This window comes from Nostoc sp. CMAA1605, assembly GCF_021596505.1.
Classification (GTDB): Bacteria; Cyanobacteriota; Cyanobacteriia; order Cyanobacteriales; family Nostocaceae; genus Trichormus.
The window spans coordinates 20374-44919 of the sequence record NZ_PJIZ01000040.1 but is presented as its reverse complement, the minus strand read 5'-3'; the positions used below and the strand labels follow the sequence as shown (position 1 = coordinate 44919).

General features: G+C 41.9%; 25 protein-coding genes. 15 read left to right on the top strand and 10 right to left on the bottom strand.

Annotated features, from left to right (window positions below):
• Positions 1-189: 189 nt before the first annotated feature.
• Entirely contained in the window at positions 190-771 is a 582-nt protein-coding gene (locus CV014_RS15395; protein WP_236142832.1) for a hypothetical protein, read from the top strand.
• Between the two features lie 94 nt (positions 772-865).
• Here CV014_RS15395 and CV014_RS15390 read toward each other — a convergent pair whose 3' ends face one another.
• The 5 genes from CV014_RS15390 to CV014_RS15370 all read right to left on the bottom strand — a co-directional run bounded on the left by CV014_RS15390 (position 866) and on the right by CV014_RS15370 (position 6846).
• Positions 866-1429 (bottom strand): Uma2 family endonuclease, encoded by a 564-nt coding sequence (locus CV014_RS15390; protein ID WP_236142831.1) that lies wholly within the window; start codon positions 1427-1429, stop codon positions 866-868.
• Positions 1430-1509: 80 nt separating this feature from the next.
• Entirely contained in the window at positions 1510-3249 is a 1740-nt protein-coding gene (locus CV014_RS15385; RefSeq protein ID WP_236142830.1) for an eCIS core domain-containing protein, read from the bottom strand.
• Between the two features lie 62 nt (positions 3250-3311).
• The gene (locus tag CV014_RS15380; protein WP_236142829.1) at positions 3312-4553 is read right to left on the bottom strand and encodes an RNA-guided endonuclease InsQ/TnpB family protein; all 1242 of its coding nucleotides are present in this window, start codon (positions 4551-4553) and stop codon (positions 3312-3314) included.
• Between the two features lie 480 nt (positions 4554-5033).
• Positions 5034-5894 carry a hypothetical protein gene (locus CV014_RS15375; protein WP_236142828.1) on the bottom strand — a complete coding sequence of 287 codons (861 nt, stop codon included), beginning with the start codon at positions 5892-5894 and terminating at the stop codon, positions 5034-5036.
• 304 nt (positions 5895-6198) lie between these two features.
• Positions 6199-6846, bottom strand: a complete 648-nt coding sequence (locus CV014_RS15370) for a bifunctional 4-hydroxy-2-oxoglutarate aldolase/2-dehydro-3-deoxy-phosphogluconate aldolase (RefSeq protein WP_236142827.1) — start codon at positions 6844-6846, stop codon at positions 6199-6201.
• 740 nt (positions 6847-7586) lie between these two features.
• On the opposite strand from CV014_RS15370, the gene CV014_RS15365 reads away from it, so the two are divergent.
• From CV014_RS15365 to CV014_RS15350, 4 genes are all read left to right on the top strand, one after another.
• Positions 7587-7724: a hypothetical protein gene (locus CV014_RS15365; RefSeq protein ID WP_192881704.1), complete on the top strand. Its 138-nt coding sequence runs from the start codon at positions 7587-7589 to the stop codon at positions 7722-7724.
• A 182-nt stretch (positions 7725-7906) separates the two neighbouring features.
• Positions 7907-8353, top strand: a complete 447-nt coding sequence (locus tag CV014_RS15360) for a tellurite resistance TerB family protein (RefSeq protein ID WP_236142826.1) — start codon at positions 7907-7909, stop codon at positions 8351-8353.
• A gap of 128 nt (positions 8354-8481) precedes the next feature.
• Positions 8482-8730, top strand: a complete 249-nt coding sequence (locus CV014_RS15355) for a hypothetical protein (protein WP_236142825.1) — start codon at positions 8482-8484, stop codon at positions 8728-8730.
• Positions 8657-10000, top strand: coding sequence for a UDP-N-acetylmuramoyl-tripeptide--D-alanyl-D-alanine ligase (locus tag CV014_RS15350; protein ID WP_236142834.1), 1344 nt, complete (start codon positions 8657-8659; stop codon positions 9998-10000). Before CV014_RS15355 ends, CV014_RS15350 begins: the two co-directional genes overlap by 74 nt.
• 169 nt (positions 10001-10169) lie before the next feature.
• Here CV014_RS15350 and CV014_RS15345 read toward each other — a convergent pair whose 3' ends face one another.
• A complete protein-coding gene (locus CV014_RS15345) occupies positions 10170-12293 on the bottom strand; it encodes a hybrid sensor histidine kinase/response regulator (protein ID WP_236142824.1) in 2124 nt (707 codons plus the stop codon).
• A gap of 545 nt (positions 12294-12838) precedes the next feature.
• On the opposite strand from CV014_RS15345, the gene CV014_RS15340 reads away from it, so the two are divergent.
• The 5 genes from CV014_RS15340 to CV014_RS15320 all read left to right on the top strand — a co-directional run bounded on the left by CV014_RS15340 (position 12839) and on the right by CV014_RS15320 (position 15784).
• Positions 12839-13558 carry a pyridoxine 5'-phosphate synthase gene (locus tag CV014_RS15340; protein WP_236142823.1) on the top strand — a complete coding sequence of 240 codons (720 nt, stop codon included), beginning with the start codon at positions 12839-12841 and terminating at the stop codon, positions 13556-13558.
• Positions 13559-13750: 192 nt separating this feature from the next.
• Positions 13751-14467 (top strand): SnoaL-like polyketide cyclase, encoded by a 717-nt coding sequence (locus CV014_RS15335; RefSeq protein ID WP_103140659.1) that lies wholly within the window; start codon positions 13751-13753, stop codon positions 14465-14467.
• The gene (locus tag CV014_RS15330; RefSeq protein ID WP_236142822.1) at positions 14468-14623 is read left to right on the top strand and encodes a hypothetical protein; all 156 of its coding nucleotides are present in this window, start codon (positions 14468-14470) and stop codon (positions 14621-14623) included.
• 17 nt (positions 14624-14640) lie between these two features.
• Entirely contained in the window at positions 14641-14970 is a 330-nt protein-coding gene (locus tag CV014_RS15325; RefSeq protein WP_103137005.1) for an MgPME-cyclase complex family protein, read from the top strand.
• Positions 14971-15127: 157 nt separating this feature from the next.
• The gene (locus tag CV014_RS15320; RefSeq protein ID WP_236142821.1) at positions 15128-15784 is read left to right on the top strand and encodes a hypothetical protein; all 657 of its coding nucleotides are present in this window, start codon (positions 15128-15130) and stop codon (positions 15782-15784) included.
• Between the two features lie 160 nt (positions 15785-15944).
• On the opposite strand, the gene CV014_RS15315 is transcribed toward CV014_RS15320, so the two are convergent.
• The 3 genes from CV014_RS15315 to folD all read right to left on the bottom strand — a co-directional run bounded on the left by CV014_RS15315 (position 15945) and on the right by folD (position 18632).
• A complete protein-coding gene (locus tag CV014_RS15315; RefSeq protein ID WP_103137003.1) occupies positions 15945-16412 on the bottom strand; it encodes a divergent PAP2 family protein in 468 nt (155 codons plus the stop codon).
• A gap of 242 nt (positions 16413-16654) precedes the next feature.
• The gene (crtE, locus tag CV014_RS15310) at positions 16655-17584 is read right to left on the bottom strand and encodes a geranylgeranyl diphosphate synthase CrtE (RefSeq protein WP_236142820.1); all 930 of its coding nucleotides are present in this window, start codon (positions 17582-17584) and stop codon (positions 16655-16657) included.
• A 148-nt stretch (positions 17585-17732) separates the two neighbouring features.
• Positions 17733-18632: a bifunctional methylenetetrahydrofolate dehydrogenase/methenyltetrahydrofolate cyclohydrolase FolD gene (gene folD / locus CV014_RS15305; RefSeq protein WP_236142833.1), complete on the bottom strand. Its 900-nt coding sequence runs from the start codon at positions 18630-18632 to the stop codon at positions 17733-17735.
• Between the two features lie 263 nt (positions 18633-18895).
• On the opposite strand from folD, the gene CV014_RS15300 reads away from it, so the two are divergent.
• The 4 genes from CV014_RS15300 to CV014_RS15285 all read left to right on the top strand — a co-directional run bounded on the left by CV014_RS15300 (position 18896) and on the right by CV014_RS15285 (position 21935).
• Complete coding sequence (locus tag CV014_RS15300) at positions 18896-19267, top strand: hypothetical protein (protein ID WP_236142819.1); 372 nt, start codon at positions 18896-18898, stop codon at positions 19265-19267.
• A gap of 31 nt (positions 19268-19298) precedes the next feature.
• Entirely contained in the window at positions 19299-19724 is a 426-nt protein-coding gene (locus CV014_RS15295; protein ID WP_236142818.1) for an NUDIX hydrolase, read from the top strand.
• Positions 19725-20045: 321 nt separating this feature from the next.
• A complete protein-coding gene (locus tag CV014_RS15290) occupies positions 20046-21146 on the top strand; it encodes an AI-2E family transporter (protein WP_236142817.1) in 1101 nt (366 codons plus the stop codon).
• 66 nt (positions 21147-21212) lie between these two features.
• Positions 21213-21935 (top strand): FkbM family methyltransferase, encoded by a 723-nt coding sequence (locus CV014_RS15285; RefSeq protein WP_236142816.1) that lies wholly within the window; start codon positions 21213-21215, stop codon positions 21933-21935.
• 110 nt (positions 21936-22045) lie between these two features.
• Here CV014_RS15285 and CV014_RS15280 read toward each other — a convergent pair whose 3' ends face one another.
• Positions 22046-22585, bottom strand: coding sequence for a PEP-CTERM sorting domain-containing protein (locus tag CV014_RS15280; RefSeq protein ID WP_236142815.1), 540 nt, complete (start codon positions 22583-22585; stop codon positions 22046-22048).
• 332 nt (positions 22586-22917) lie between these two features.
• Here CV014_RS15280 and CV014_RS15275 point away from each other — a divergent pair, with 332 nt between their 5' ends.
• On the top strand, positions 22918-24516 hold the full coding sequence (locus tag CV014_RS15275) for an alkaline phosphatase D family protein (RefSeq protein ID WP_236142814.1): 1599 nt from the start codon (positions 22918-22920) through the stop codon (positions 24514-24516).
• Positions 24517-24546: the final 30 nt, after the last annotated feature.

Below are 24546 nucleotides of genomic sequence, written 5' to 3'. Positions count from 1 at the left end.
CCTCCCTAAGTAAGTAATTTCACTAATCAAGTCGGATTAGTATAAATATTTCTATTCTCTTCTATGGTGAATTAATTGGCACTCTTGGATGATGACAAAACTGTAATTTAAGAGAATATAAAACTGTAATTTTGAGTTGGCTTAATCGAAGCATAGACCACACGAAATTTATCTTCAGGGAAGGGTTTTATGCGTATTAAGCGGCTTTTCATCACTGCTAGTTTACCGTTAGCTATTGGGACTTTTGGTTTAATCGCTATTAATACAGCGATCGCTAATCAATCTACGACAGTAGCCCAAAATTCGCCAACACCAAATCAACAACAAAGACCACCTAGACCTGATTTTGCGGCGGCGGCGCAAAAGCTGGGGGTGAGTGAAGCCGAATTAAAACAAGCTTTGGGAGTCCCCGAAAATCCGCCTTCTGAACGACCATCAGGCCCACCTCCCCGTCCTGATTTCAAAGGTGCAGCCGCTAAATTGGGTGTGAGTGAACAACAATTAATTGAGGCCTTGGGTGTTCCACCCCAACCTCCAGGCGATCGCCAGCCTCCCAATTTTGCCGCAGCAGCCCAAAAATTAGGAGTCAGCGAAACTCAATTAAAACAAGCTTTAGGAGTCCCCGAAAATCCACCCTCTGAACGACCATCAGGCCCCCCTCCCCGTCCTGATTTCAAAGGTGCAGCAGCTAAATTGGGTGTGAGTGAACAACAATTAATTGAGGCGTTGGGTGTTCCATCTCGTCCCCCAGGCGATCGCCCTAAGAAATAAAATGCAGATGCACAAATAGCGATCGCCTCCATTGATATGATTTTTTATAAAAGAAGCGATCGCTGTCATGGCTGCATAATTTCAGTGGTTAGCCTTAAGTACCCATTTTTAGCCATGCAAAAACTTGATTGACAGTTAGCGTCAGTGGAATTTCAGGTAAAACAGGTAAGAAGTCTTCTGCTTGCAGAAGTTCAGGTTGTTGCTCAGGACGGAAAACCACAATTGAGCGATCCTCTGGATCTACTAACCAACCTAGTTGGCTACCATGCTGTAAACAGTAAAGAATATTACCAATGACTCGGTTAGAACTCTGTTCTGGAGAAAGTATTTCAATTGTCCAGTCGGGAAATAGTAAAAAATCGTTGGGTGGTTCTCCGTTAGGCTCAAATGGAATACGTGACCACAGAAATACTGCTACATCAGGAACTATTGAGCGAATACCAAAGCTACATCGCAATTTTAGAAACGCATAAGCAATCTTTTGGTTTTCTGCTACATCATTAATACTAGTGCAGAACTTGATTTGTAAGCGGCTATGCTTGCCTTTTGGCATAGGTTTTTGCCAAATTTCACCATTGATATATTCACTAGCTGGTTTTGTTTCTGGGAGCTTGAGAAACTCTTCTAAGCTTAGTGTTTGGGTAGTTGTAGCGTTCATAGCTCCTGAAGGCTGCGATATGATTTTAATTTAGCAAGCTGACGGGAAGGGCGATCGCTCATAAAGGTGCATTTAGCGACTCAGGTTCGTAAGTATGTTGCCCACATCAGTACCAATTCAACAAAGTTTTTCATCTCACTGAGTTCTGGTAAGTCTTTCCCCAGTTCCCCCTTGCCATAGGCAGGGTTAAATACGAATTTGATCAAGTTATTTCGCACCGCCTCTTCTACACTACCTGCCTCATTTATGACATTTGTCGGAAATTCTACCCAGCCAAGAATCAGTTCTGGCGGATTTTTCAGCGTTGCTATCTCTTTAGCCTCTCTGGCTTTCCGCTTATCTTTTTCTGTGATGCCACTATCAATACCTAGTCGCTCCTCCTCATTGTAAGCATTCTGCTCTACATCGATTCCATATCCGGGACGTATAACTTGCACCACTATCAAATTAGATTTGCCTTTTGATGAAGACTTAGCTGCTATCTGATTTGTAAATTGAAAACTGCGGCTAGCAGATATATTTGCACCGGTATTTGCGTAATTACATACAGCGTCTGGTGTTGCCTGTTGAAAACTCTTTTTATCCTGTGCATCCATCTCTCCCAATCTAGGAACATCTATCCCTGTTTTTCCGAGATTTAACTTCATTAAAGCTCTAAATGTAATCTCGTATTCAGCATTAGTGGGAAAGTCTCGCGCCTGCCGCCATGAAGATGGTTTATCTGGGTCTATTTTTCCGGATGCTCTTTGTTCTGATAAATCGATTTCTTCTCTCTCATAGTTGACCATCTTCTGTATGACCGGAATTAGCCGTGCTGCTTCACTATCTTTTTTGGTAACTCCATACTTCGCCTGCCATGCCACCAGTTCTTTTTCGATCGCAGTCAATTTTTGTTTTCTGGCAGCAAATCCATCTTCTGGGAGACTTTGATACTCACGGATCGCTTTTTGACATCTTCCTAGTTTTGTCTTACCGAAAAATGCCCAACCAGGGTTGACACCGAGGAAGTTCTGCACGTCTTGAGACCTTTCCCAGTGTACGGGGTGACGTTGAATGGAGTGTTCAGGGTTAGCTGTAAACGACATTGAGGCGTTTTGCTCTGAGGGTTGCGGTGATCTCTGTACTGCACCTCCATTCTGTTGCACAACGTGAGTTAACTCATGGGCAATTAACTCTTGTCCTCCATTGCTACTGGGGTTGTACGCGCCTTGCCGGAAAAAGATATCCTGCCCTGTGGTAAAAGCTTTTGCCTGAATTAATTGATTCAATTGGTCAGATTGAGAATCTGTGTGGACTTTCACCCCACTGAAATTAGCCCCAAATGCCTGTTCCATTGGTTCTCGGATACTGTCTGTTAGTGGCTGTCCACTACCCCTTAACCCTTGGATTGATGCTTCTAAATCGGGCGGTGCAGCCATACTACCTACATTCGACATACGCTGTACCAGTGGTTTCGCTTGCAGCTCATTTTCATCTTCTATAACTTGCGATCGCTGAACCGGAGACATTTGAGGTGCATTAATTCTTTGCACTACGTCTGCTGCTACCCGATCTGCTTCTTGCTCATATTTATCCCCTGGCTCACCAATTGTTAACTGAGTCTGAATACGTGGTGGTGGCGGTGGTTCATAGCCTGGACGAAAAGTTGATATATTCCTCAACAAACTATCAGAATGTGCTAATTTCTCTTCCTGAGCCTGTAACTCTGGTGTTTGTGGTCGGGGCTGGACGACAAAGGGGCGTAATTCCAACGGATTTGACGCTGGTGTATCGGAGGACTTGCTAAATGTTTTACGTGCCTTGTATTGTCTACTACACATTTATTTCATCCTCCCAGTAATTTCCGGCGTGCTTCGTCGTCCAGATATAGCTAGTAAACTACCTACACCGACCTGATTACAGGTGCGGTGTAGGCTTTTAGTAGCCCTGAACTATCCACGCTGAGTTCACAGCATAAACACTTCGAGCCTCTGGGCGAGTTTACAAAATTCACCCCAATAGCAGCAATATTCTTTGCTCCGTTTAAATCAGCGTCACCACTCCAAGAACAAGCCTCATTAGTACATTTGAAACGCTTTTCAGAACGCAGTCCAATTTGTAGGCATTGATGGCAAGCTTGACTTGTCCAAGCTGGAGGAACAGCAATTATTTCTACTCCAAACTGAACACCTTTGTATTCCAAAAAAGACCTTAACTGATAAAAAGACCAAGAATTAGAACGTCTACGTTCTGTTTTACTCCTTGGTTTTTGATTAGTTCTTTTACGAATGCCTGTTAAGTCTTCAATTGCCACTGCTGCATTATTTTTTAATGCGTCCTGAATAATAGACCTGCTAATGTTGTGGTTTAGCCACTGTTGAAATCTTCTCTCCTTGCCCGACAACCGTTGCAAAATCTGTCTTGCCCTGCGGCGAGTAGACCTTGTGCCTTTCGTGGCTTTCTTCTGGAGAGAACTTCTTACTCTAGAAAATTTATCTCTAACATCGTTGATTTGCTTTCCATCCCACTTATCACCATTGCTAGTTACAGCAATGTCACGACGACCAAAATCAACACCAATTACATTATTGAGCCACTGCGTTGCCGGGGTTTCCCCGGTTGTAGCAAGTGGCGTAGATTTGATTGGTTCTGGTGTTTTGTCTTTAATTTGAATGTGGATGTAGTAGTTACCGTCACGATGTTTACATAGTTGTGCTGATGTTGGTTTTCTACCTTTTAATTTACCTCTTTGATAATTACCAGCATCAATTTTGATGTGTTCCCTGCCGTTCATTAAAGTCAAGCTAACAGTCCAGTCTTTCTCTCTAAACGAGAAAATTCTGGCATCATAATCAGCCGATGTTGGCTTAAATACTTTAACTGGCTTGTCTTTTAGTTTGGCAGTTTTGCGATTAGCCCCAACCCTGGCGCAAGCACGAACAGCTAAACTTGCACTTAACCCAAACAAAGCACGAATCTCGTTATAGACCATGTTTTGAATAGTGGTCTTGCTGGTTATCTGAGGTTTAACTTTTTGATTGGCATAGTTACACGCCGACTCAAAAGCTTTCAGCACCAATTCGATTTCTTCTGCTTGTTTTTGAGAGGGGTTGAGTTTGCAAACTAGCGTCAACACTTGTTCCATGACTTCGACCTAATCACGCGTGAACATAATACATCAAAACAGTCGTGTTGCATCAAAGATTTATTTGTTAAAAACTCAACTGTTCCCACTTCCTCAACAACCTGCGGTTGTTGAGGAAGTGGGAACGTTACCCTTCGGGAAGGCTTGCGCCTACGTTTTTAACCCGCAATTCATGAGGCAGTGCGTTGGGCGGGTTTCCCGACTTGTAGCAACTGCCGTCTCGACACTGACCTGAGTACAGGTTCAGTGTGAGCCTCCTTGCGGGAATAGGTGATCATCATTACACGAAACATCAGAGGGGTGTTAGCGATCGCTACTATTTGTCATAGAGTCAAATATAAAAAAGGGGCTAGATGCCCCTATAGTTTTCAATTTTATTCAGTTGATTTCAACAACATCAACAGAGAAGTTTTTCAGAATCAATATTCCAAATCCCTACTCCAAAATTTAATTGCAACTCAGTATTACATTCGCAATTAATTAGCGTCTTCTACTACCAAAACCTGTGCTACGACGGGCTGGAGAACGACCACTACCAAAACTGCTGCTGCTGGGGCTGCGTCTGGTGGTAGTTGATCTACCAGAGGATCTTAAGGTGCTGGTACCAAAACCTGAACCAGAGGGTCGGTTGGTGCGTGTTGTAGAACGGACAGTAGAATTACCAGATGATCTTCTGATTGTCCCTGTGGTTCTAAAAGCAGTGCGATTTCTCACGGCTGCTGGTGCTGAATTATAGCGGGTGCGGTAACTATTAACGGCTTGGTCGTAGGTTGTACCATAACCGCCGTAGCCAGTAATTAATCCTGCGCCTGGTTGATATACAGGAGGTACATAATATTGGGGTCTAAACAATAAGCTACCTATTGCTTGACCAGCTAACGCACCAGTAAAGGGGGCCCAAAAACCACTTTCTCGACGAACTACGACGGTTTCTTGTTGTCCGGTGCTGGGGTTAGTTCTGTTTTCGGTGACGTTGTGGACGTACTCAATTTTAAAGTCTTCTGTCAAATATAAAACTGGTTGTCCTTTGTCTACTTTGAGATAAGTTTTCTTACCTTCTTTGATTTCATCATCAGTTAGCCTAGCCATTTGCAAGTTTTCGGTGGCAAAGGTCGGAGGTGTACTGTTGAGTAAAAATAAAGTGTACTCCCCTGAACCATCGTCATAGGTGGCTTGTTGGACTTGATATTGACCGTCACTTAATTTAGTGGGTGTAGCAGTTTGGCTGACGTTGCGATTGGTTGGGGTGGTTTGGTTTCCGCCTCCACAAGCGACAGTTGTCAAGCACAAACTTACAGCTAAAAGAAAAACAGTAAATTTGCGTAGTATGGACATGATCATGGCATTGTCGTCTTATCTTTGAGCTTAACAAGTTATCATTGTGGGCTGTATACGGACAACACCACAAGTTAGAGCAATTCAAAATTCCAAATAAATTTTGAACTGGTGGCTGAATGTGGATGAGTTGGTACTAGGGACTTCCTGAAAATCAATTATTCAATGGGTCAGAGCAAATATGATCATTGTATTCTTCCTCCCCTGCTCCCCCTGCTCCCCCTGCCTCCCCTGCCTCCCCTGCTTACCCAAGCGATTGTATATTTTTTAAGTTGGAAGTCCCTTACAGGCAACAGGGAACATGAGGTTCCTAGCTCCTATTGTCTATGTTAAATTCAGCTAAGTTGCGGAGTAAATTACTGGCTAGTTGGGCGATCGCATCCCAGTCTCTTTGTGCTACTAACTGTTTAGGAAATAACTCGCCACTTAACCCAACTGCGATCGCACCTGCTTGAATCATAGCTGACGCGTTTTCTAGGGTGACTCCCCCTGTGGGAATTAAGGGAATATGACCAAGTGGCCCTTGCAAACTCTTGATATAACTAGCACCCCCCACTGCTTGCACAGGGAAGACTTTGACGCAGCTAGCACCACAAGACCAAGCTGTAATAATTTCTGTCGGGGTTAGCGCACCGGGGATGATAGGTGTTTGTGCGGCTACTGCTGCTTGAATCATTGCCGGATCAACGTGGGGGGTGAACAAAAATTGCGCCCCAGCTGCGATCGCCGCTTGCAATTGCTGCACATTAAATAATGTCCCTGTCCCAATCGTACATTCGGGTAATTGACTACGGAGTTGGGTGATTAATTCTCCAGCGCGATCGCTATTCCAGGTAATTTCAATTAACTTCATTCCCCCAGCTGCTACAGCCATCGCCATTTCTAATCCTAGTTCCAGTTTGGGTGCGCGAATCACCGCCAGCGATCGCTGTTGTTGCAATTTTGATAACCAATCCATGACAAATCAATATATTAAGTAATGTAAAGAATTTGAGATAATTTTTTATGAGAATCAAAGACAATATATCAATATAAATACTTGTTAATCGTGTTTATGTAAAAATATGTTGCGATAAATTTACTGTGGTAAAAAGTCTTATGCACGTTATTTTATTTTTGGTTGACAAGCAATAATTTGATTTTGCTAGTATCTAAAACAGTAAAAAATTTAGCTTATTAAGTATACATAAATACTCTTTACTTTCCTTAATCGAATAGTGAGTGGTTAAATAACATCAATCTACCCTTCCTGTTTGTAGCTGGATAATATAAAAAAATTCCTAAATTTTATTTACTGATTAAAATTGTGTGATATTAATATTCTCTCATTAAAAAAGCTTCAGGAAAATTACTGAAACTAATGAAAGATAAACCAGGATTTTTCTTTAAAATCAGGTTTTTATAGATTTAATCTATCTCAGGTAAGAAAACACCTTTCGTGCTAGAAATAACATGATCAAGGTTATGCAAAGGGTAGTTTAAACCTCAAAAATCCTCCACAAAAAATTTTTCAGTATTCTTTGCAACCGAATTCAGCTTATTTTCATCGAATCTTCAGAAAGAAAAAATCTTATTCTTTTCGTAGACGAGCTAAAGTTTTGTTAAGATGCAAGTGCTAGCAGTTTATCAACGGAATTTCCTACTCCGCAGGTGGAGAAATAAACAACACTAGCAGCACATAGTTCAAAAGGTGAAGCTATGACCACCTATATTTTCTTTGATGAAGCTCTTCGGATGTTAACCAACGCCTACTTGCTGTCAGCTATACTTCTAATTGCAGCATCAGGGATTGGGCTAGCAGTTATTGAAACTATTGAAAAAACCGGGCAACGATAGATAAATTCATCATCGGATGCTGTACATCTAGCTAAAACCATATACAGCCAAGGTGTTCACTGTCCAAAAATCCTGGGAACACTAAAATATGAAGTCTCACAGCGTTGCAAGTTGCCAGATTAGGTTAAAAACTGTCAAGGTGACTGTACGCTATTGAGACACCCCATCCAGGAGCAACTATCATGAATTTACTAGACACAGTTCTGGACGCGGAAATTCCCACACCAGAATTACTCGGCGAATCAGAAGCTTTTGCAGCAATTGTTTTACTGGCCACAGTGTCAGATAGTTATTTAACTAATGAGCAAGAGCGTCATATTTCCTATATACTCTCGCGTTCCAAGCCATTGAGAGGTTATTCTCCAGATACGATCCATAAGTTACTGCACAGGATTTTAGATATTCTTTGGCAAGATGGCTTTAACGCTTTATTTAACTTAGCCAAAGAGTCTTTATCCCCTGAATTACGAACAGCAGCCTTCGCGTTATCTGCTGATCTAGTTCTGGGTGAAGCTTCAGTAACCGATGAAGAAAAAAATTTCTTGAACGATTTTTATCAAGCTTTAGATATTTCTCGTGATTTAGCAATACAGATTTTACAAGCAACTGCAATCAAATATCAGGCATAAGTTGGGGGATTCTTGACTAGGGATTGGAGATTGCTTTAATTTTCGGTTCACCCCTGAATAGCAATTTTAACCATTAACCGATTTCAAATAGCATATATACTTAAGTGTGCCAAAGTAGTTAAACTGCTTTGGCACACTTTTATAGGGGGACTGGGGACTGGGGACTAGGGATTGGGGATTGGGGACAAGGTAGACAAGGTAGACAAGGTAGACAAGGTAGATTTTATTTTTTAACTCACTACTCAGCACTCACTACTCAGCACTCAGCACTCAGCACTCAGCACTCTCAAGATAGTATTTTGAATTATTATGTCTATTACTCTCACTCAACTAGTAGAAGTTCTTTTAGCCCAGCCTGTAAATTTAAGTACGGTTGATTTAGCTCAAGTCAGTATTGGTATTCAAACAGATAGTCGCATCATTAAACCTGGTGAAGTGTTTGTGGCTTTACGAGGGGAAAAGTTTGATGGACATGAGTTTGTCTCTGGTGCGATCGCTCAAGGTGCGATCGCAGCTATCGTCGATTTTGACTATGAAAACTCTGGATTGCCTGTATTACAGGTTAACAATACTCTAGAGGCTTATCAAAAAATTGGGCGATGGTGGCGCGATCGCTTTCAAATTCCGGTGATTGGGGTGACGGGTTCTGTCGGTAAAACCACCACCAAGGAACTGATCGCCGCCGTTTTGAGTACACAGGGGAAAGTTCACAAAACCTTTGGCAATTTTAATAACGAAATCGGTGTCCCTAAAACCCTCTTAGAATTAAGTCCCGAACACAACTATGCTGTCATTGAGATGGCGATGCGGGGAAGGGGGCAAATTGCCGAACTCACACACATTGCACATCCCACCATTGGTGTAATTACTAATGTAGGAACAGCGCATATTGAGTTGTTAGGTTCAGAAACTGCGATCGCTGAGGCTAAATGTGAGTTATTAGCCGAAATGCCTCCAGATAGTATTGCTATCCTCAATCATGATAATCCCCTGTTATTAGCCACAGCCGCCAAAGTTTGGCAGGGGAAAGTATTAACCTATGGCTTGGATGGTGGCGACATTCAAGGAAAAATCATTGATAGTGAAACTATTGAAGTGGGAGGGATCAAGCTACCTCTACCTTTACCTGGGCGACACAATGCGACAAATTTTCTAGCCGCCTTAGCCGTGGCTCAAGTTTTGGGTATCGATTGGACAAGATTACAAGATGGCGTAAATGTCAATATGCCCACTGGTAGATCCCAGCGTTTTAGCTTACCCAATGATGTATTAATTTTAGATGAGACTTATAATGCTGCACCAGAAGCCATGCTAGCAGCATTACAGTTATTAGCAGACACACCAGGAAAGCGCAAAATTGCGGTGTTAGGGGCGATGAAAGAATTAGGGGAGCGATCGCTGCAATTACACCAACGCGTTGGTGAAACAGTACGAGATTTAAAACTAGATGCTTTGCTAGTGTTAGTTGACGGACAAGATGCCGCAACTATCGCCAAAAGTGCGGCAGGTATCCCCTCCGAATGCTTTACTAGCCATAGCGAATTAGTGGAGAGATTAAAAACATTTATGCAAGCAGGCGATCGCTTATTATTCAAAGCGGCTCATTCTGTCGGCTTAGATCGGGTAGTAAATCAGTTACGGCAATAGTCATAAGAGGCAGGGGGCAGGGGGCAGGGGGCAGGGGGAACTAAAGGTACAGAACTATGTTCTGCTTCTCTACGAGACGCTGCGCGTAGCTTGCTGGAGGGGTACAGGGGTATGCTAACACCCGCAAGTGGCGTGATTTTTCTCCCTGCTCCCCTGCTCCCCTGCTTTTTCATTTCACAGCCAACCTAGTCACGGCGGTAATTAATTCTTCAGCGTGAATAGGTTTAGGTAAGTGAATCTGAAAGCCAGCTGCTAGGGCTTGTTCTTGATCGTATTGTCTGGCAAAGGCAGTCAGAGCGATCGCCGGAATTGTTCCGTTCTCCTGTTCCGCCCAAGTCCTGATTTCTCGAATCATCATATAACCATCCATGTCAGGCATACTGATATCACTGACTAACACATCTAATGGGGACTGGGCTAAGATTTGTAAAGCTTCCCATGCAGAAGCCGCAACTCCCACCTCAGCCCCTTCTTGTTCTAGGATGTAGGCTAAGAAATCTCTGGAATCAAGGTCATCATCAACCACTAAAACTTTGACACCAACCAGCCGTGAAGATAGAGATTTTGATAACAAGAGGTGATTTTTATCATCTGTAGTGTTCGGTTCATCTTCCGCAAAGAGTGGTAATCTCACTGTAAATGTTGCCCCTCGTTCCTCACCAGGACTAGCGGCTGTGACTGTACCCCCATGAATCTCTACAATTTTGCGAACAATTGCTAGTCCTAGCCCTAAGCCACCAAATTTTCTGGTAGAACTGCTATCTGCTTGTCGAAAATAATCAAAAACATAGGGTAAAAAATCAGGACTGATTCCCTTACCTTGATCACTAACAGTAATCTGAGCTACTCCATTGATTTGTTCTAGTCTTACAGCTACTTGTCCTCCTTGGGGGGAGAATTTTACAGCGTTGGAGAGTAAATTCCAGACTACTTGTTGCAAACGAGCCGCATCACCCCTAATTGACTGAATATCTGCATCAAAGACTGTTATTATCTGAATCATCTTTGTTTCTGCTGCTAAACGCATAGTTTCTAGTGCAGCCGAAACTACAGCCTGCAAGTTAACTCTTGTAATATTCAGCACTAGTTTACCTTGCAAAATTCTAGAGACATCTAACAAATCTTCTATAAGTTGCACCTGCAAAATCGCATTGCGTTCAATAGTGGCTAGTGCTTGGGATGTTCTGGCTTGATTGAGCTTTTGACTTTGCAACAATTTAGACCAACCCAAAATTGAATTTAAGGGTGTGCGTAACTCATGGGAAAGAACTGCGAGAAATTCATCTTTAATGCGATTGGCTGTTTCGGCTTTGGCTCGTGCTGCTTGCTCTAATTCTAGTAAATGCGCTCGCTGTTCTAGTATTTGTTTTTGCTCGTGGATATCTGTACAAGTACCAAACCACTTAACCACACAACCCTGTTGATCCTTTAGCGGTAAGCCTCGCGCTAATTGCCAACGATAAGAACCATCCTCAGCACGTTTAAACCGATATTCATTCTCGTAAATAGTGCTGCTACTGACAGCATTAATCCAGACATCATAGGCCTTTTGTACATCATCTTGATGTAAAGCTGCTACCCAGCCTGTACCTAATGACTCCTCCAATGTTAAGCCAGTGTAATTACACCAATTTTGATTAAAATAATCACACTCTCCCTGAGCGTTAGCAGTCCATACCAGTTGAGGAATCGCATCAGCTAAATAACGATAACGTTCTTCACTGTTTCTGACAACTTCTAAAAGACGCTGACGTTCGGCAATTTCTTGATGTAATTGCTCGTTGGTTTTAGTAATTTCATTGGTACGTTGTGCCACCAATTCTTCTAACTGATTTTGATATCTTCTGAGTTCTGCTTCTACTAGTAAACGCTCACTAATTTCTGTTTGTAATTGTTGATTGGCTTGTTCTAACTGAGCCGGACTAGGAAGTGCTAAAGCCTTTGGTACTAGAGGTATGAGTTCTACAGCTGTGAGTAAAGAAATAGCTGCTGTCAAAGCCTTGACAAATCCTGATAACCAATAAGTAGGATGCCAAAGTGTCCAAACTTCTAAAATGTGAGTTGTACCGCAAGCGACAATAAACCCACTAAATAATAAGAATATCCAATGAAAAGGCAAATCTTGCCGCTTACGAACAAAATAAAAAAGTGTCGTAGGAATAGAATAATAAGCTATGGCAATGATTGTGTCAGAAATTAAATGTAACCAAACTAATTCTGTGTTCCATAAATAACAGTGTCCATGTGGTATGAATGGCCCACCATTAAACAAATAAGTCCACAATTCTGCCATAGTCTTTAAAATAAATACCCTAATTTTAGTAAGTAGAACGGTTTAGATAATTCAACGTTTGTAGTGTTCGCGCAAGCGTCTCGTAGAGAGGACTTTAGTCCTTATTAGAGGACTGAAGTCCTTACTACGAACTAGATTCCATTTTTTACATTACTTTACATAGTTTGATTTTTTCAAGTCGTTCCACTTAACTTAGTAAAACTATTTAAATAACTTGTCGAGAAAGGATTCAGCCACAAAAATTATTTATTTTATGATTAAAGCTTACACAAACGTTTGATTGTAAGCACATAAGGCTAAGGTGTGATTTTTTCCTTGATTGCCTGCTACTACCCATACTGGGACTTAGCCCATCATTATACTCACCCAAAATCATCATTAACATAGCTTACATATAGTTAATGATGAGGTTAAAAATTTTTGTTGTGTTTATCTTGTCTCTTCAATCATTACTTATGAATGGTGATTTGAACATTCTTGAGCAATAATTTTGTTAACAATTTCAGGTAAGATAAATTTCTGTTGTGGATAGGGAGATACTAGGGTTGCCTACACTGGGTGTAAACATAGACCATATAGCCACTATTCGCCAAGCGCGGCGGACGGTAGAACCAGATCCGGTGGCGGCGGCGGTATTAGCCGAATTAGCTGGTGCAGATGGAATTACAGTGCATCTGCGGGAAGATAGACGGCACATTCAAGACAGGGATGTACGCTTACTGCGTCAGACAGTACGGACGCACTTGAACTTGGAAATGGCTGCTACAGAAGAAATGTTGGGAATTGCCCTTGACATTAAACCCGATTATGTGACTTTGGTACCGGAAAAGCGGGAAGAAGTAACTACAGAAGGAGGTTTAGATATAGTCGGGCAAATTGCTAGAATAGGTGATATCGTCGATAAATTGCAGGGTGCTGGCATTCCTGTTAGCTTGTTTATTGATGCCGAACCTGCACAAATAGAGGCTTCTGTCAAGGTGCAAGCAAAGTTTATTGAACTGCACACTGGTAGATATGCAGAAGCCAGCGACGAAACCAGTCGTCGTCAAGAACTAACCTTGTTAGCTCAAGGATGTTCACAAGCTATTCAGGCGGGTTTGCGCGTCAATGCTGGTCACGGCTTGACTTATTGGAATGTATATCCTGTGGCTGCATTGCCTGGTATGGAAGAGCTAAACATAGGTCATACCATTATTAGCCGCGCTGCCTTAGTCGGTATGGAAAGAGCCGTCCGAGAAATGAAACAAGCGATACGAGGAGAGTAATCAATTCAAAATTCAAAATTCAAAATTAAAGAGTTTTTGACTTTTGAATTTTGCCTTTTACCTTAGAGGGGTTGTGACTGCGTAATCTCGAAAATTGTTGGTGTGGTGGAATGTTTCAGAAGTGGTTTGGAACATTCAGGACACCTCATGCTGATGATTTTCCCAATTGTGAATTACGAATTTTAAATGGTTATGAGCGCAACACAATCTAACGAACTGCCGCTTTGGGTACAAGACAGAGATAGCGTTATTGCTGAAAGTACGAATGTTGAGTGGCGTTACGGTACTGCGCCAGACTATACTCGTTCTAAGGAGAATCTAGCGAAAGAGAGTACACGTAACCATCTTGAAGGTTCGCTAGAAGCGATCGTGCAGAATTTGGTGAGAACCTTTGAGATGGAGGTATCTTTCAAAACCAACCCGCAGCAGTGGTTGTCAGTTGTAAATGATCAGTTTCGCATCACTACTAATGGGGGTCAGGAGTTCACTGCCGCAGATGTATCCGCCCAAGGTACTTACAACATCTTTATGGGTGATTCTGACCATTACAAGGCTTCTGAAGAAAGCTTTGAAACATCTGCTAAACTCTTTCACACGACATTTCCCCAAGGTTTCCCCTGGGAAGTGCTAGAAGTTTACTCTGGCCCCCCAACAGTAACCTTCAAGTGGCGACACTGGGGACATTTCAAAGGTGCGTATAAAGATTATGCACCAACTGGCGAAACAGTAGAAATTATCGGCTTGAGTGTGGCTCATGTCACCGATGATTTGAGAATCATCTCTTTGGAACATTACTTTGACAACACGCTGTTTTTAGAAAAATTAACAGCAGGCGGTAAAGTCTCTACAGAAGCCGCAGCAAAAAGTTGTCCGTTTAGTTCTTGGTTCAAGAAATCCCCCAAGAGTTAGATGAGGCAGGGGGGCAGGGTGCAGGGTGCAGGGGGAGAAAAATTAATACCCAGTTATTTATTCAATGCCCCATGCCCAATTCCCTATGCCCAATGCCCCATGCCCCACTTATTTAGTCAGCATTCGGTAAGGGTTAGCTTTAAAATTATTAGTTAGTAATCATTAAGATGACAATGCAAACATACTATTACGTTTTAGCTAGCCGACGCTTTTTGTTACAAGAAGAGCCGATGGAGGAAGTGCTGAAAGAACGCACTCGCCACTACCACGAACAAGAAAAAGAAATTGATTTTTGGTTGGTAGCACAACCTGCTTTTTTAGAAGCACCGGAGATGGCTGATATCAAAGCTAAATGTCCTCAACCCGCAGCTGCGATTATTTCTACCAATTCCCAATTTATTACTTGGCTTAAACTCCGCTTAGAATACGTGATTACCGGAGAATTCCAAGCTCCTTCTGCAACAATACCCAATCCATTAGCATCTTTAGCTCCTGTATCTTGAGTAATTAGTTAGTAGGGGCGGGTTCTGTGAGATATTCACCCTAAAAAACGGATATTCTAGTTAAACCCGCCCGTACATTAGTTACTAGTCATTAGGTCGTTTACTATTGACTAGGAACTATTGACTAATTGCTAAAAAATTTTAATAAAACTTACTTATGCGTCCCAGTTCTGTGCAGAAATTTGCCACTTTATCCAGTGTATGTGGACTAGCGATCGCGGGGTTGATGGGGAGCATAAATTCCGCCACAGCCCAAAACCCTTTACCTGTTTGCCAGCCTCCCACTGCTGGGGAGTATCTGTTACTGGTAGTCTCACCCACAGCAGAAAATCAGAAGCAGTTACGTAACGCCTTACCCAATGAAATTAAAACCACTACCTGTCAATATTTAAAGGATACGGTGACAAGGATAGGGGGTTTTCGCAAGATTGATGATGCTAACCGTTGGGCTAGGTATATTCAAACTATTGTCGGGTTGTCGGCTATTATCAGCACCAGACCAGGGGAAGCACCCCAGTCGCCCCAGCAGCAACCGCCCCAAATTACCTATAATCCGCAAACACTAGGAGAAGGTTTTGCTGTTTTGGTGGATTATTACAATCGTCCAGAACTCGCCAATAGTGTACAGCAAGCGATGGGTAGTAAAGTTGGTTTGGCATCCTATGGACAAAGACACTATTTGCTAGCAGTCTACACGACTAACCAACAAGAAGCTTACAACGCATTAAGGAAACTCAACGATCGCGGTTTTTCGGCTGTGCTAGTAGATAGCCGGAGAGTAACGCTATTGCGATCGACTGTAGCAGCACAGTAAGTTATTGGGCATAGGGAATTGGGAATTGGGAATTGGGAATTGGGCATTGTTTTTTCTCCCCCTGCCCCCTGCCCCCTGCTTCCCCTGCCTCCCCTGCTTCCCCTGCCCCCCTGCCCCCTGCCTCCCCTGCCTCCCCTGCCCCCTGTCTTTCAACCATTAACTACCGATTAATCACTAATAAAGACCTAGCCAATAAAGAAATTGTGATGCCTAGAGCTGAACCTGCTATGACTTGTACAGGTGTGTGTCCTAGCAATTCTTTGAGGCGGTCTTGGCTGAAGTCTGGTTTTTCATGGAAGAGTTCATCAATCATTTGATTGAGGATGCGGGCTTGTTTACCGGCGGCTTGACGCACCCCTGCGGCATCATACATGACAATAATGGCAAAAACTGTGGCTAAGGCAAAGTCAGGCGATGCCCAACCCAGGGTTTGTCCTACACCGGTTGCCAAAGCTGTCACCAAGGCTGAATGCGCGCTGGGCATCCCTCCAGTCGTTACTAAAACGCGGACATTCAGTTTGCGGTGTTGAACTAGCTCAATTACTAACTTCAATGCTTGAGCTAAAAAACAAGCTACTAGGGCAACCAGTAGCACCCGGTTGTCTAAAATTTCGCCTATGTCCTGCATGGTCTTTTGGTTCGGTTGGTCAAAGTTAGCAGTAGTTAGTGTTGGTTTGAGATTGAGATGCAACCCAAAATCCACTGTCGCTACTCTTCAATTCAAAATTCACGCATACCCTTACGGGTAGGCTTACGCCATCGTAAGAGAAGCAAGCTACAAAATTCAAAATTCAAAAATTGATTACTCAGCACCCAGCACTCAGCACCCAGCACTCCACTATTGATTTTGAATTTTTCCAGATACAAATCTTAATGATTGCGGCTGGTGATAAACTGAGCCAGAGCTTTGAGTGGCTGTGCTGATTCCCCAAATGGTTCTAGTTCTGCACAGGCTGATTCAATCAATTCTTGGGCTTTGGCGCGTGATTTTTCGATACCCCACAGACTAGGATAGGTAACTTTTTGGGCTACAAGGTCTTTACCTGCGGTTTTACCTAATTGCTCTTGGGTGGCGGTGATATCGAGAATATCATCAATGATTTGGAATGCTAGACCGATATTTTGGGCATAGCGTGAGAGTCTTTGCACATCTTCTGGTGATGCACCAGCGAGAATTCCACCACAGACAACGCAGGCTTCTAGCAGGGCTGCTGTTTTGTGGTTATGGATGAAGTTGAGGGTTTCTAAGGGAATATCAGATTTACCTTCAGATTCTAAATCTACTACTTGACCACCAACTAAGCCAGCAGCCCCTGATGCCCGCCCTAGATGAACAATTACCTGTAATACCCGTTCTCTGGCTACGCTTTCAGGTGTGCGAAGGGCAACCAATTCAAAAGCATAAGCCAGTAAGCCGTCGCCAGATAGAATGGCAATATCTTCGCCATAAACTTTGTGATTGGTGAGTCTGCCACGACGGTAATCGTCATTATCCATTGCTGGCAGGTCATCATGAATCAATGACATGGTATGAATCATTTCGACCGCACAAGCTGTAGGCATAGCCATTTCAATTGTCCCACCCATCATTTCGCAGGTAGCTAGGCAGAGAATGGGACGCAGACGCTTACCTCCAGCTAATAGCGAGTAGCGCATTGATTCATAAATTTTTTCTGGATAAATCACAGGAAGAGACTCATCGAGAGCAGCTTCACAAAGTTTTTTGCGTTCTTGTAGATAAGCGGCTAGGTTAAATGAGGCTGTTTCTGGCATCTTCTGAAGGTTATCAGCTGCTACCATCCTTATAATTCCTTAAATTTTTGGCTTTTGGCTGTTTGTCGTACACGTCACAATTTTAAGATGCTCTGGAGCGAAAAGATTAACTAATACTTGAGTAATTATGGAAGTTAAATGATAAATGATGAGTTATGTTAATTTTCATAATTTTTCATTTATCAATTAAGATTCCTTTCTCCTTTGCTGCTTTCAAATAGCTGACGAATGTATTTTCTAACAGCAGAGCTACGGTCATGGGGCCGACACCGCCAGGAACTGGAGTGAGATAGGACGCGACATTAGCGATCGCGGCAAATTCCACATCTCCAATTAAGCGACTTTTGCCACTATGATCAGTAATGCGATTTATCCCCACATCTACCACAACAGCACCTGGTTTCACCATGTCAGCAGTAATTAATCCGGGGATACCTGCGGCTACAACGAGAATGTCAGCGTTTTTGGTGATACTGGGGAGGTCTTGCGATCGCGAGTGGGCTACAGTCACCGTAGCATCAGCTGCCAAGAGCATCAAGGCCATAGGTTTACCTACTAAAATGCTACGTCCTATGACTACGGCGTTTTTTCCAGCCAAGGGGATGTGATATTCTGCCAATAACCGCATTACTCCTGCGGGGGTGCAACTGCGTAACCCTGCTTCCTCTCTCACTAGTCGCCCTAAATTCACTGGATGCAGTCCGTCAGCATCTTTATCTGGGGCAATTTGATGCAATAACTTGACAGAATCTAAATGTTCTGGTAAAGGCAACTGCACAAGAATACCATCAACTTGTTCATCTTCATTGAGTGCAGCAATCACCGCTTCTAACTCTTCTTGGGTGGTTTCTTTGGGGAAATGTTTACCAAAAGAAGCAATACCCACCTTAGCGCAAGATTTTTCCTTATTTCGTACATAAGCCGCAGAAGCTGGGTTATCTCCCACCATCAGCACTGCTAACCCTGGAGGACGACCGATTTTAGTTTGTAATTCCTTAATTTGGTCAGCTAATTCTGCTTGAATTTTTTCCGCTAAAGCTTTTCCGTCTAAAGTTTTGGCAATTTTGGTTTCCATAAGAATTCCTAAAGTTTGGTCAATAGTCATTAGTCAATAGTCATTAGTCATTAGTCATTAGTCATTAGTCAAGAACTCTTGTTTGTAGATTATTATGGCGTTGCTGTCCGATTGTCTATCTTCTCATATCAAGGATGGAGAATTAGGGATTTTGGAGTTGGGAGAAGAAAAACTGAGTGGTGGTTGACTATTGACTATTGACTGCTGACTGTTGACTGTTGACTGTTGACTATTGACTATTGACTGATTGTTGAGTTGGAATTATGAATTACAAACTAAAAATTGGTATTAGCTTACTTTTGATGCTGCTGCTTTGTGGGTGTGGTGCTTTAAACTCGTCTAACTTACAAGGTAATAAATTTGGTTTTGGGAGTAATGTTACGGAAATCAAGACAATTCAAGCAAAGCGAGAAAAACTTGGTACTGTTTATGTGCAAGGGAAGGTGGAAAGAAAAGTCCCCTTATTACAACGTCAAGCATATTTAATTAATGATTCCACGGGCAAAATCTGGATTGTGACTAATCAACATAACGTCAAAGAGGGGGAATCATTTGTGATGAGGGGCAAAATACTATACCAAAGTATTCCTATAGCTAATCAGGAATTCGGGGAAGTTTATTTAGAAGAGGAGTAATATTGATGACATAGATTTTCTATAAATTTTTATGAATAACGAACAAGTCCATGTAGCGATCGCTATTCTTTATCGAGACAATAAATTTTTAATGCAGCTGCGGGATGATATTCCGAATATTCCCTACCCTGGTCATTGGGCGTTGTTTGGTGGTCACATCGAACCAGGAGAAACACCAGCAGAAGCGGTACAAAGAGAAATTTTAGAAGAAATCGCTTACAAACTCCCCTCATTCTCTGAATTTGGTTGTTATCCTAGTGAGACAGTTGTCCGTCATGTTTTTCATGCACCTTTGCTGGTGGAATTGCATCAGCTAGAGTTAAATGAAGGGGCGGATATGGCTTTAGTAACACCAGAAGATATTCACGCAGGTAAAGCTTATTCTCAAAAACTAGGTGAAGTAAAACCTCTAGGGTCTGTAGTCCAGAAAATTTTATTAGACTTTATGGGGAAATAGTCAATAGTCAATAGTCATTAGTCAATAGTCATTAGTCATTAGTCACATCTCATTACTGATTACTCAGCACTCATTACTCATTACTCATTACTCATTACTCATTACTCATTACTCATTACTCAGCACTCAGCACCGGCTAAACGCCGCGCTACCGCTAACAGCACTCATTACTCAGCACTCAGCACGGGCTAAACGCCCCGCTTCCGCTAACAGCACTCACTACTCTTCCTTACCCTGCTTTCCCTCGTCTTCCCAATGCTCCATGCCCAATTACCATCGAGCAGGCAAAATAAAGTTATGTTCATGTGGAGTCACCATTCAATGCAATCATTAAATAAATTGCCACGATGGTTAACTGTGGGGTTGGCGTTTCCTGTTGTGATTCTTAACGGTTGGTTGTTACTTCAGGTTGTGCAGTATTTTCAACCCTTGGTGAGTGTTTTTGCATCTGCTGTACTGCTGGCTTTTGTTTTAGATTATCCCATCCAATTTTTTCAAAGCCGTGGGGTGAAACGTAACTTGGCGATTGGTGGGGTGTTATTGTTGGCTGTGGTGATTTTAGTGGCTTTAGGTCTGACTTTAGTTCCACTGATTATTGAACAGCTCAATGAACTAGTAAATATTTTGCCTAATTGGATTGATTCTGGCTCGCAACAGCTTGATGTGTTCCAAAATTGGATTGCTACCCAAACTTTACCAGTAAATTTGAGTAGTTTATTCACACAACTGATAGAAAGATTGTCTAATCAATTACAGGCTGTCACTGGCAAAATTTTGGGTTTGGCGTTCGATACTATTGGCGTGGTGGTAAATGTGCTGCTGACGGTAGTGCTAACTATTTATATGGTATTGAATGGCGATCGCTTGTGGGATGGTCTCTACCAGTGGTTTCCGACAAACATCGGTGTGAAAGTCCGCCAACTACTGCGGGAGGATTTCCATAATTACTTTATTGGTCAGGCAACGTTAGGAGCAATATTAGCGGTAACAGTCACTTTGGCGTTTGTGGCTTTGCGAATTCCCTTAGCGTTATTATTCGGTATTGGTATCGGTTTTTTCTCCCTATTTCCCTTTGGTACAGGTATCGGGATTACTATTGTTAGTTTATTAGTTGCTTTAGAAAACTTTTGGCTAGGAGTGGAAGTTTTGGGAGTAGCTGTAGCTATTGACCAAATCAACTCTAACTTTGTTGCACCTCGAATTCTCGGTAATTTGACTGGTTTAAATCCGGTTTGGGTCGTAGTTTCTTTACTATTAGGCGCGAAATTAGGCGGTGTTTTAGGTTTATTAGTGGCTATCCCCACAGCTAGCTTTATTAAAGATATAACTGATACTTGGCGGAGTGGAGAATTTGAGCCAACAGATGATGTATCATCAGATACAACGGAAATGACAGGTGAAGTAGTTATCACTTATAAATAAGAGCGACGACGGACTGAAGACAGACATTTTACCCTTTTACTAGATACAAATCTTATGTATTCATCCATGCAAAAAGTAGAGTATCAAATCAACAGGTTAGCTGGTCAGTTAAGGCTCAAAGTTAGAGAATTTACCAAACCACAGATTGTGGAAATTGCTGGTATTAAGTTGCCTATTCCACCCAACATCAGTCGAGGGCCACTAGAAGCCCTGTATGCTGGTTATTATGAAGCGTCTGAGTTAAAAATCATTCAAGCCAATTTAGAAAAACATGACCGAGTTATGGAATTGGGAACTGGTTTAGGTTTACTGGCCAGTTACTGCGCGCGAAAATTAGGTTCAGATAATGTATTTACCTATGAAGCAAATCCAGCCTTAGAACCTTTTATCCGCCAGACTTTTGCGGTAAATAATGTCAATCCCCATTTCCATAATTGCTTGTTAGGCGAAACTCCAGGAACACAAGATTTTTATGTTGCTAAAAGCTTTTGGTCTTCTTCAACTCTTCAACGCAAACCAGATGACCAAAAGATTCAAGTTCCTGTAATTAGCTTCAATCAAGAGGTTCAAAGAATTGACCCAACTTTTCTGATTCTCGATATTGAAGGTGGTGAATATGAGTTATTTAAATATGCCAATTTACACAATGTACGCAAAATATGTATTGAACTGCATTCCCGTATTCTAGGTTCAGAGAAAACTAAATTTGTGGAGAGTAAATTAGCTGAACAAGGTTTTTATCTTGACCCTAAAAAACTCTATGCTAATGAATTATTATTTATTCGCTAATATTTAATTAGCTATCATCAACCCTGACAGTATATCTTTTTTCATATCCCCAAATTCTTTGAGAATTCGGGGATATTGTTTGTTATAGAGTTGACCACAAAATTAAACGTTTATTGTTTGAGTAATCTTGATTTCTGATTGATAATCAAACTAGTACCTAGAACAATGACAGCACCAAATACAGTAGTGGGTTCTGGTACTTTTGCATAAGTTACCTTACCAAACCCAATTTCAGTATTTTGAAAATTAGCATCTAAAATTGTCAAATCTTCTCCCACAATTTCATAATAAAATTCAGCCGGATTAGTTTTATCCAAGAAAAAATAACTTAATTCTATAGATGGCTGACCATTGACAGAAGACACTAACGATACAATAGGAAAATTAGGATAGGCAATATCATCTTGTTCTGTGTAAACATTACTGTCACCGTCAAATTGGAAAGATAAGGACTTCACTACTGTTTCTGGAAAAATACTATCGCTAAAAGTTTCATCATCAAAACTAAAAAATCCTTGACCATTTCTGGTAGGACTTTCAACAGTGAAAGCATAATTTACAATCGCTGCGGATGCGGTTTTCATATTAACAGCAGAACACCCTACAGCCAGACTAGCAGTAGCTAAAACTAAATTTTTCCACAATTTCATCTCAGTTACCCTCAAATTAAATTTTGGCTAAATTTGTCAACATCAGGTGCAGAGGTAAAAAATGGTTGTTTTCCTAAATAAATTTACGAAAATAATGTTTTTTACTGGTGGTATTAGCACAGATGTTTAGATTTAGCCTATTTTTGGGTAGCTAGTTTAAGCAAAATTTAATAGCAGGTAAAATGATATTTTTGGCAGATATATTAAATTTTATAAAGTCTTTTTAAGTAATTTTTATTAACCACTAGATAACTCTATCTTTACTTGTTGCCATCATCGCCTGTGGTAAACACTGATTCTGTAAGACTTCGCTGGATATTCTATTAATTAGTATGGAATCTCATCATCCATTAAAGCTAAATCGTCGTCGATTTTTGCTCAATTCAGCAGTAACAGCAGGTGGAATTATTACCACAAATGTTTTATCAAAATCTCCAGTTTTTGGACAAGCACCAGCAATTATTACCTCCGATAAAATGCGTCCTGCAATACCCTATGGTGTAGCGACCGGGGATATTACTAGTAATAATGTGGTGATTTGGAGTAAGAGCGATCGCGCCTCTAGAATGATCGTAGAATATTCCACAAACCCCTCTTTTAGTAGTTGGCAGCGTGTTTTCGGGCCTCAAGCGTTAGCAAACACAGACTTTACAGCCAGATTAAACTTAGGAAATCTACCACCCAATCAACAAATTTTTTATCGGGTGCTGTTCCAAGATTTAAATCAAGATACCTACAGTGAATCTGTAAACGGTAGTTTCCGCACTCCCGCTATCACCAATAGAGACATAGTGTTTGTTTGGGGTGGAGACACCGCCGGTCAAGGATGGGGTATAAATCCTGAATTTGGCGGGATGAGAATTTACGAAACTATGCGCCAACTCCAACCCGACTTTTTTGTCCATTGTGGTGATACGATTTACGCTGATAACCCCATCTCCGCCCAAGTAACACTAGATGATGGCACCATCTGGAAGAACATCACCACAGAGGAAAAATCGAAAGTCGCAGAAACACTCAAAGAATTTCGTGGGAACTATCAATACAACTTACTAGATGAAAATGTGAAGCGGTTTAACGCCGAAGTTCCCATGTTGGCACAATGGGATGACCACGAAGTGACTAATAACTGGTATCCTGGGGAAATCCTCACTGATGCCCGTTATGCAGTTAAGAATGTGAACTTGCTTGTACAAAGAGCAAGACAAGCCTTCTTAGAATATATGCCCATTGGCTATACGACCAATAACACCGAACAAGCGAGAATTTATCGTGCCTTTAATTATGGCCCCTTGTTAGATATTTTCATGCTCGATGAACGCACCTATAGAGGGCGAAATACTCCCAATAATCAACCAGTACCCAGCCCAGATACTGATATGCTGGGTAGCAAACAAATACAATGGATTAAACGTCAACTGCTCACATCTAAAGCTACCTGGAAAGTTATTTCCAGTGATATGCCGCTAGGATTAATAGTGCGAGATGGTAGCACAGACTTTGAGGCTTGGGCTAACGCTGACAACGGTGTACCTTTAGGAAGAGAGTTAGAAATTGCTGATTTACTGCGGTTTATCAAACACAATAATATTAAAAACGTAGTGTGGATAACTGCTGATGTTCATTATGCCGCAGCCCACTATTACGACCCCAATAAAGCCCAGTTTCCAGACTTCAAACCTTTTTGGGAATTTGTCGCCGGGCCTCTCCACGCTGGGACATTCGGGCCGAACCAATTAGAAAATACTTTTGGGCCACAGTTGATTTTCCAAAGCCTTCCCCTGGGTACAAGAGCAAATCGTCCCCCAAGTGCAGGTTTACAATTCTTTGGTGCTGTTAAAATCAATGGTGCCACCAAGGTGATGACCGTATCAATACGTGATTTAGCTGGACAAGTTCTATACAGTGTAGATTTACCTCCAGAAGCTTAGATTCTTCACAATGCGCCGCGTTGACTGTTA